Source organism: Streptomyces alfalfae, assembly GCF_004127445.1.
GTDB classification, from domain to species: Bacteria; Actinomycetota; Actinomycetes; order Streptomycetales; family Streptomycetaceae; genus Streptomyces; species Streptomyces alfalfae.
The window spans coordinates 85,646-91,957 of sequence record NZ_QEXM01000010.1; the positions used below are offsets into that span (position 1 = coordinate 85,646).

Genomic DNA, 6,312 nt, shown 5'->3' on the forward strand with positions numbered 1-6,312 from the left:
GCCACCTCCAGATACGTACGTGCGCTGCGGCATGGCCGCGGTCGTTCGACGCACCCAGAGTGACGGAGACCCGGGCGCACCTTCCACACAGAGTGCTCGTACGCTGACGCAGCGTACGGGGTTCACCTCTGGAATCCGCCCCCGCACGCCCCCGAGAGTGGCCGCATGAGCGCTACCACCCCCCGACTCGCCGCCGCCTCCCGCACCTTCACGCAGCAGTTCTCCTCGACCCGGCGAGGAGCCCGACTCGCCCGGCTCCTCGCCGCCGAACAGCTCCGCACCTGGCCGGTGCCGCCCGCCGTGGCCGACCGGGCCGAGCAGATCGTGGCCGAGCTGGCCGCCAACGCGGCACTCCACGGCAGCCTGCAGGGCCGCGACTTCCGGCTCCGCCTCGTGCTCGACACAGCGGTCGGCGCCCTCCGGGTCGCGGTCACCGACGCGCGTGGTGAGCGGCCGCCCGTGCTGTCGGCGGACATCGGGACGCCGCCGGACAGCGAGTCGGGGCGCGGCCTCGTCCTCGTCGAGGCCCTCGCGGACCGGTGGGGCACGGAACCCTATCCGCCCAGCGGCAAGACCGTGTGGGCCGAGTGCGCCATCGCAGCGCGACGCCTCCCCGGCTGAGCCGGTCGGCCGGCTCCCGGTGGCGCCGCCTCGCCTCAGACGCTCAGCGGACTCCGCGCCATGCCGTCGTCACCGGGCACGGGCTCGGCGGGGTCGTCACCGAGAGCCACCACGCGGTTGGCCTCGTCGACGTGCACGACCCGCGGCACGAACGCCCGCGCCTCGGCGTCCTCGACCTGCGCGTAGCTGATGATGATGACCCGGTCACCGGGGTGCACGAGGTGGGCGGCGGCGCCGTTGATGCCGATGACACCGCTGCCGCGCTCCCCCTCGATGGTGTAGGTCTCCAGGCGCGCGCCATTGGTGATGTCGACGATGTGCACCAGCTCGCCGGGCAGCAGATCGGCGGCGTCGAGAAGGTCCGCGTCGATGGTCACCGATCCCACGTAGTGCAGGTCGGCCTGGGTGACGGTGGCGCGGTGGATCTTGGATTTGAACAGAGTACGCAGCACTTCGGACTCCTGTGAGACGGCTCCCTGCCTGCTTTCTGCAGGTCAAGGGCGGCCTTCACTGTACACGGGCGCGCTTGCCGGTCGCAGGGCGTCGTGCACCGTACCGAGCAGGCTTCCCGCCTGGGCTTCCGTGCGAGGCCGGCTGTGGTGACGCCGCAGACAAGGCGCTCGTCCCCCCCTCAGCGGCACCTGCGACAGGTTGTGCCAGGCGTGGGCCCAAACTCCTCGGCGCTCCGATTACCGGCGTCGCGCATCAGCCACCGTGAACGTGGACATGAGGACACGGACCGCCTTGAGCAGTCCATGGGCGCAGTCGGCACCAGCGCGGACAACGCCCGCCGCTTCGACGGAGCCCGACCGAACGGCGCGCGTCGGCCCTGACCCTCTGGGCCGCTTCCCGCCCGGGCGGCTGCCGTGCGACGAGAGCCACCTCCTCCCGCCCGAGTGCGCGGGGGCTCGCGCGCCGGCCGTGTGACGGACCGCCGTGCGCGGCCACTGATCCGGTGCGCTCCGGAAGGCGGCGTGCGCGTTAGCGTGATCCTCTGCCGCATGGAGTGTCCATGGGCCGGGTCGGCCCGCACGAGGGTCCGCGACGGGAGTGACGGAACCGCGATGAGTGAACTGACGAAGCCCGAGGTCGGCGTCCCGGAGGGTGCTGCGCCTGCCGAACTCACCGTCCGGGACCTGGTCGTCGGGGACGGGGCCGAGGTGAAGCCGGGCACGGTGGTCAGGGTCCACTACGTCGGCGTGACCTTCGAGACCGGGAAGGAGTTCGACTCCTCCTGGGACCGTGGCCGGCCCTTCAAGTTCGCCCTGGGCAGCGGCAGGGTCATCAAGGGCTGGGACCGGGGGTTGAGGGGGATGAAGGTCGGCGGTCGGCGAGAGATCGTCGTTCCCCCACGTCTCGGCTACGGCGACCAGTCGCCCTCGCCGCTGATCCCGGCGGGCTCGACCCTGGTCTTCGTGGTGGACCTGCTCGACTCGTACTCCGCCGGCACAGGCGGCTGGAGCAACGCCCGCTGACCCGGACCGTCCCCGTTTTCCCGTCCTCGCCTCATGCGCACGGGCCAAAGGCCCTGCTGAGCGAGGGCTGTCCCTGAGTCCCCCCGGTTGCCGTGGCCCCTTGCTCCCGGCGGGGCGGGCCCACTGCCGCAGCCGGGGGAAACGGCCCGCGTACGACGGAGGCGGGCCGCGGAGTCCGCGGCTCAGCGGATGGTGCGGCCGGATCACCGTGCCCTCCTCCTTGAGGAGGGGGGCTGCAAGGAGGAGACGGGACGCCTTTTTCCACCTGAAGGCGCAGGGTCAGGCAGGTTGGCCGGTTCTAGCGTTTGACGAGTCGACACGATCGGATACGCCCGCGGCTGCCTCACGGAGACGCCCTGCGAGAGGAGAGAGAAGGCATGCCCGACATGGCCGAGTGCGTCCCACACCCGAGAGCCCTACGTCGTCCTGGTCGAAGCAGTGGACGAGCCGGACCGCGTGTTCGGTCGGGAGCGGACGGGCTCTCTCGCCTGCAGGGGCTCGCGGGAGGAAGACCTCCGATCGCGGCCGTCACGTCCTACGACACCCATGGCATCAGGCTGGAGCCGACCGACCCCGGCGCCAAGCCGGTGACGGAGCAGTGGGCGAGGACAGGGCGGCTTCCCGAGTTCTGACACCGGGGCGCCTGTGCACCGAGGCCCTCCGCACCGCGGCGACACGCCTGTACACGCCTGCGGGCCGATCACCCCGCCGCCCCCGCTAAGCGCCTGTGGCGGTCGCACCCGTGCGGACCTGCGCCGACGCGGGGAGGCATCGTCCACCGCTCCCCCTGGGCGCCCCGGCCATGGGCCCGTCTCCGGCAGCCCTTTCCCGCCTCAACCTGCCTTTCCTTCCCCCGCCGCCCACGAACCCACTCGGCCCGCCGGCCCGCGATGCCTTGCCGCGCGACGCGGCTGCGCAGAACCGTGCGAGCCAATGGAGCGGCATGCCCTTTTGAGGAAGTCTCATGAGCGAAACACCCAATCCCGCGTTCCCCTACATAAGTCTCGTCGTCCCCGTTCACCGGGTCCAGGGCTATCTGCGGGCCTGCTTGGACTCGATCCTGGGCCAGGCTTTCACCGACTTCGAGATCATCGCCATCGACGACGCGTCTCCGGACGGCTGCGGGCGGATCCTCGATGAGTACGCCGCACGGGACAGCCGCGTCCGGCCGGTCCATCTGGACCGGAATCACGGCATCGGCAAGGCACGGGACCTGGGGGCGTCGCGCGCCTCGGGCGAGTACATCTTCTTCCTCGACAGTGACGACACCCTCAGCGAAGGCGCACTGCAAGCTGTCGCCGACCGCCTGGAGTCGACCGGGCACCCGGACATCCTGCTCCTGAACCACGTACGCACCTACTGGACGAACAGGGTGCAGGCGAGCGCCGCGGGCGAACTCCTCGCCGCGGCCGGGGCAGAGGTGTTCACGGCCCTGGAACGTCCCGAGTACCTCACGATGTTCGCCGTCGTGTGGAACCGCGTGTACCGCCGGGAATTCTACGTCGGCAACGGATTCACCTTCACCGAGGGAATCTACGAAGATGCCCTCATGGTCTACAAGACCATGCTCACAGCGGAAAGCATCTCCTGCCTTCCCACGGTGTGCGTGGAATACAGGCAGCGGCGCCAGGGAAATTCCATGCGCACCCCGGGTCGCGAGCACTTCGGCATCTTCGACCAGTACACCCGCCTCTTCGAGTTCCTCGACGAGCGCCCTCATCTCGATTCCGTGCGCCCTCTGCTCTTCGAACGAATGGTGAGCCACTTCCTCTTCACCCTGGTCCGCGAGGACCGCGTCCTCGCGGAGGACAGGTCCGCGTTCTTCAAGCGCGCCTCGGCGCAGTACGCGCGCTTCAAGCCGCCGGGCTTCACGAAACCCGAGGGCACGGCCGGCCTGCGGTTCGAACTCATGGAACGCGGTTCGTACCCGGCTTATGCGGCCGTCGAGTTCGCGGGCGCCACCCGAAAGAAGTGGGTCAGACGCGCTTCCAGGGCCAGGACGAAGCTCGGGAGAAAGGCCTACGACCGCCTCTACCGCATGCACCTGCGCCGACCCGTCGACGAGAACCTCGCGGTCTACAGCGCCTACTGGGACCGTGGTGTCGCCTGCAATCCGGCGGCGATCTACCACAAGGCCCGAGAACTCGCCCCGCACATCCACGGCGTGTGGGTCGTTCGACCGGGCGAGGAAGGCGACGTGCCGACCGGGGTGGACCATGTGCTCGCTCGGTCACCCCGTTACTGGGAGGTGATGGCCCGGGCCAGATATCTGATCAACAACGTCAACTTCCCCAACGAGATCGTCAAGCGGCCCGGGCAGATCCACCTGCAGACCCATCACGGCACCCCGCTCAAGCAGATGGGCATCGATCAGCAGCGCTTCCCGGCCGCCGCACGGAACATGAGCTTCCACAAGCTGCTGGAACGGGTCGACCGGTGGGATTACAGCCTCTCCTCCAACCAGCACTCGACGGAGACGTGGGAACGCGTCTACCCCTGTGCGTTCGAGTCGCTCGACTCCGGTTATCCGCGCAATGACGTCTACTTCCGGGCAACCTCGGACGACGTGGCGCGTATCCGTGCCGAGCTCGGCATCCAGAGCGGTCAGACCGCTCTGCTGTACTGCCCCACCGTGCGCGACTACCAGAAGGGCTTCGCGCCCCGCCTCGACCTGGAACGGCTCTGCCGCGAACTCGGACCGGACCACGTCGTTCTCGTACGCGCGCACTACTTCTACGGCGCCGACCCGCGGCTTCAGGAACTGCAGGAGCGAGGGCTCATCAAGGACGTCTCCCAGTACCCCGCCGTGGAGGACCTCTGCCTGGCCGCGGATGTCCTGATCACGGACTACTCGTCGGTCATGTTCGACTACGCGTGCCTGGACCGGCCCATCGTCGCCTACGCCGACGACTGGGAGGTCTACAGCAAGGCCCGTGGTGTGTACTTCGACCTGCTGTCCCAGCGCATGGGTGAGACCCCGGGCGCGACGGCGCGCAGCGAGGACGAACTCATCGAGGTCCTCCGCACCGGCGCCTGGAAGAGCGAGCATGCCACCGCGCTGCGGGCCGCGTTCCGCGAGCGTTTCGTCCAGTACGACGACGGCCACGCCGCCGAGCGGGTCGTGCGCAAGGTCTTCCTGGGAGGGGAAGCGACCCCGGCGGTCCTCCCGCTCGACCAGCGCACTCCCGCACCCGCCCCGCAGACGTCCGTCCGGGCGGAGGTCCCCGCCGATCGACGCACGGACGACACGGACCGCGCGTCCGCCTGACCTCGTGCACCACCGTCACGCCCCGCCCCGGGGCGCCCGTCCACACCAGCGGAGAGTTCTTCCCCATGCCGCCCAGGCCCACCAAAGCCGTCATCCCCGCCGCCGGTCTCGGCACGCGTTTCCTGCCCGCCACCAAGGCGACTCCCAAGGAGATGCTTCCGGTCGTCGACAAGCCGGCGATCCAGTACGTGGTCGAGGAGGCCGTGTCCGCGGGCCTCGATGACGTCCTCATGGTGACGGGCCGCAACAAGCGCCCCCTGGAGGACCACTTCGACCGCAACTACGAACTGGAGTCCGCCCTGCTGAAGAAGGGCGACGAGGACAGGCTGTCCCGGGTCCAGGAGTCCAGCGACCTCGCGACCATGCACTATGTGCGCCAGGGCGACCCCAAGGGGCTCGGTCACGCGGTCCTGTGCGCCGCCCCGCACGTCGGTGACGAAGCGTTCGCCGTGCTCCTCGGCGACGACCTCATCGACCCGCGCGACCCCCTGCTGGCCCGCATGGTGGAGATCCAGGAGCGGCACGGCGGCAGCGTCATCGCCCTCATGGAGGTGGCCCCCGAGCAGATCCACCTCTACGGCTGCGCGGCCGTCGAGGCCACCGGGGAGGGCGACGTCGTCAAGGTCACCGACCTGGTCGAGAAGCCCGACGTCGCCGACGCCCCCAGCACCTACGCGATCATCGGCCGCTACGTCCTCGACCCCCACGTCTTCGGCGTCCTGCGCGAGACCGAGCCGGGCCGCGGCGGCGAGATCCAGCTCACCGACGCCCTCCAGCAGCTCGCCGCCGACGAGAAGGTGGGCGGCCCCGTGCACGGCGTGGTCTTCGAGGGCCGCCGCTATGACACCGGTGACCGGGGCGACTATCTGCGTGCCATTGTCAGACTCGCGTGCGAACGTGAAGATCTGGGGCCGGACTTCAAGGCCTGGCTTCGCAGTTACGTCACCG

General features: G+C 69.7%; 5 protein-coding genes. 4 read left to right on the forward strand and 1 reads right to left on the reverse strand.

The genetic code is table 11. From position 1 onward, the window contains the following. The first annotated feature begins 165 nt into the window (after window positions 1-165). Window positions 166-621 (forward strand): ATP-binding protein, encoded by a 456-nt coding sequence (locus DCW30_RS02785; RefSeq protein WP_076682938.1) that lies wholly within the window; start codon window positions 166-168, stop codon window positions 619-621. A 35-nt stretch (window positions 622-656) separates the two neighbouring features. On the opposite strand, the gene panD is transcribed toward DCW30_RS02785, so the two are convergent. Continuing rightward, the gene (gene panD, locus DCW30_RS02790; RefSeq protein ID WP_062778041.1) at window positions 657-1,073 is read right to left on the reverse strand and encodes an aspartate 1-decarboxylase; all 417 of its coding nucleotides are present in this window, start codon (window positions 1,071-1,073) and stop codon (window positions 657-659) included. Between the two features lie 612 nt (window positions 1,074-1,685). On the opposite strand from panD, the gene DCW30_RS02795 reads away from it, so the two are divergent. The 3 genes from DCW30_RS02795 to galU form a co-directional block, all read left to right on the forward strand. Then, entirely contained in the window at window positions 1,686-2,096 is a 411-nt protein-coding gene (locus DCW30_RS02795) for an FKBP-type peptidyl-prolyl cis-trans isomerase (RefSeq protein ID WP_076682940.1), read from the forward strand. 964 nt (window positions 2,097-3,060) lie between these two features. Next, window positions 3,061-5,364, forward strand: a complete 2,304-nt coding sequence (locus DCW30_RS02800; RefSeq protein ID WP_076682942.1) for a bifunctional glycosyltransferase/CDP-glycerol:glycerophosphate glycerophosphotransferase — start codon at window positions 3,061-3,063, stop codon at window positions 5,362-5,364. Between the two features lie 65 nt (window positions 5,365-5,429). Beyond that, the coding region (gene galU, locus DCW30_RS02805) for a UTP--glucose-1-phosphate uridylyltransferase GalU (protein ID WP_129299878.1) at window positions 5,430-6,312 on the forward strand (883 nt) is incomplete at its 3' end.